Raw genomic sequence first — 2,842 nt, forward strand, 5'->3', positions numbered from 1 at the left:
CGCGGGAGCTGGCCGCGGAGCTGACGGCGCTCGGCGCGTCCGTGCGCGTCGAGGCGTGTGACGCCGCGGACGGCGAGGCGCTCGCCGCGCTCCTGGCCGGGATCGGGGGCGAGCACCCCCTGACCGGTGTGGTGCACGTCGCCGGTGTGATCGACGACGGCGTGCTGACGTCGCTCAGCCCCGAGCGGGTGGACGCCGTGCTGCGGCCCAAGGTCGACGCGGCCTGGCATCTGCACCGGCTCACCGCGGACGCGAACCTGGAGATGTTCGTCCTGTTCTCCTCCGCGGCCGGTGTGGTCGGCGCGCCCGGCCAGGGCAACTACGCGGCGGCCAACGCGTTCCTGGACGCGCTGGCCCAGCACCGCAGGGCGGCCGGGCTGCCCGCGCAGTCCCTCGCGTGGGGTGCGTGGGCGCAGGCCAGTGGGATGACGTCGGAGCTGAGCGACACCGACCGGTCCCGCATGGCGCGCGGTGGAGTGACCGCCCTCGAAACCGCCGAGGGCATGGCCCTGTTCGACACGGCCGGGCGGACCGGGCACGCCGTGCTGCTGCCGATGCGCCTGGACATGACCAGGGGTGGTGCGGCGGTGCCCGCGCTGTTCCGGTCGCTGGTTCCGGCGGTGCGACGCTCCGCCGCGGCGGCGGGCTCCGCGTCCTTCGGGCCGGACCTGTTGCAGCGGCTGCTCGCGCAGCAGCCCGAGGAGCAGCGGCAGACGCTGCTCACCGTGGTGCGCGAGGAGGTGGCCGCCGTGCTCGGCCACGCTTCCGGGAGCGCCCTGGAGGCGGATCAGTCCTTCGCCGAGCTGGGCTTCGACTCGCTGATCGCGGTCGAGCTGCGCAACCGGCTGGGTGAGATCACCGGTCTGAAGCTGCCCACGACGCTGGTGTTCGACTATCCGAACCCGGCGTTGCTCGCGGAGTTCCTGGGGCAGCAGATCCTGCCGGAGCCGGAGTCGGCGGCCGACCGGCTGTTCCAGCAGATCGACGGCCTGGAGCAGTTGCTGTCGGAACTCTCCCCGGAGCAGGACGACGTCGACCGGGTGCGGGACCGGCTGCGGGCGGTGCTCGCCAAGCACACCGGGAGCGCCGGGACGCAGAGTGCTCCCGACATCGAGGACACGCTGCTGTCCGCTTCGGACGACGAGATCTTCGACTACTTCGACCGGGACCTCGGCATCTGAGCGTTCCCTTCCGTCCCACGGCCCGCGGGCAGTCATGCCCGCGGGCCGTGGGACGGCCTGCCCGGCTCAGTGCCGGCCCACCCACTTCGTCAACGCGTCAGCACACAGAACTCAGCGAGGGCCCAATGTCAAACGAGGACAAGTTCCGTCAATACCTGGCGCGTGCCGCAGGAGAGCTGAAGCAGGCCCGCGAAAAGCTGCAGCAGGTCCAGGACGCGGCACACGAGCCGATCGCCATCGTCGGTATGGCCTGCCGGTACCCGGGTGGCATCACCGACCCGGACGGCCTGTGGGACCTGGTCGCGCAGGGCCGGGACGAGATGTCGGCGTTCCCCGAGGACCGCGGCTGGGACCTGGAGGCCCTGTACGACCCGGACCCGGACCGCCCGGGCACCTCCTACACGAACGTGGGCGGTTTCCTGTACGGCGCCGCGGACTTCGACCCGGCGTTCTTCGGGATCAGCCCGCGTGAGGCGCTGGCGATGGACCCGCAGCAGCGTCTGCTGCTGGAGGCCGCGTGGGAGGCCGTGGAGTCGGCGGGAATCGACCCGGTCTCGCTGCGCGGTTCGCAGACCGGCGTGTTCGCGGGGCTCATGTACCACGACCACGTGGCCCGGCTGCGGGACGTGCCCGAGGACCTCGAGGGTTTCATCGGCAACGGCAACGCGGGCAGTATCACCTCGGGCCGGGTGTCGTACACCATGGGCCTGGAGGGCCCGGCGGTGACGGTGGACACGGCGTGCTCGTCGTCGCTGGTCGCCCTGCACTGGGCGATCCAGGCGCTGCGCACCGGCCAGTGCCGGTATGCGCTCGCCGGCGGTGTGACGGTGATGGCGACGCCGGGCACGTTCGTGGAGTTCTCCCGGCAGCGGGGCCTCGCGGCCGACGGCCGGTGCAAGCCGTTCGCCGACGCCGCCGACGGCACCGGCTGGTCGGAGGGCGTGGGCATGCTGCTCGTGGAGCGGCTGTCGGACGCCCGTCGGCTCGGGCACGACGTGCTCGCGGTGGTGCGGGGTTCGGCGGTCAACCAGGACGGTGCGTCCAACGGTCTGACCGCTCCGAACGGGCCCTCGCAGCAGCGGGTCATCCAGCAGGCCCTCGCCAACGCCCGGCTGACGCCGCGTGACGTGGACGTCGTCGAGGCGCACGGCACCGGCACCACGCTGGGCGACCCCATCGAGGCGCAGGCGCTGCTGGCCACCTATGGCCAGGACCGGCCGGAGGACCGGCCGCTGTACCTGGGTTCGATCAAGTCCAACATCGGTCACACGCAGGCGGCGGCCGGTGTCGCGGGTGTCATCAAGATGGTGCAGGCCATGCGGCACGGCATGCTGCCGAAGACCCTGCACGTCGACCGGCCGACCTCACATGTGGACTGGTCCGCCGGTGAGGTCCGGCTGCTCACGGAGTCGCGTCCGTGGGACGGTGAAGGACCGCGCAGGGCTGGTGTGTCGTCGTTCGGGGTGAGCGGTACGAACGCTCACATCGTCCTGGAGCAGGCTCCGGCGCCGGAGGACACCCTCCCCGAGGGCGACGGGGACCAGCCGGCGGACGCCGAGCGGGTCGCGTTGCCCGTGGTGCCGTGGACGGTGTCGGGCAGGACCGCGGCCGCGCTGCGTGACCAGGCAGCCCGCCTGGCCGCCCACGTCCGCGCCCACCCC

2 protein-coding genes are annotated in these 2,842 nt (G+C 72.6%); both read left to right on the forward strand.

Features of this window, described 5'->3' with window-relative positions; genetic code table 11:
* On the forward strand, window positions 1-1,181 hold a 1,181-nt coding region (locus tag AWZ10_RS40360; protein ID WP_060893554.1), incomplete at its 5' end, for a type I polyketide synthase.
* A 125-nt stretch (window positions 1,182-1,306) separates the two neighbouring features.
* A partial coding sequence (locus tag AWZ10_RS40365) for a type I polyketide synthase (RefSeq protein WP_208618640.1) occupies window positions 1,307-2,842 on the forward strand: 1,536 nt, incomplete at its 3' end.

Source organism: Streptomyces europaeiscabiei (genome assembly GCF_001550375.1).
In the GTDB taxonomy this organism is placed as follows: domain Bacteria; phylum Actinomycetota; class Actinomycetes; order Streptomycetales; family Streptomycetaceae; genus Streptomyces; species Streptomyces europaeiscabiei.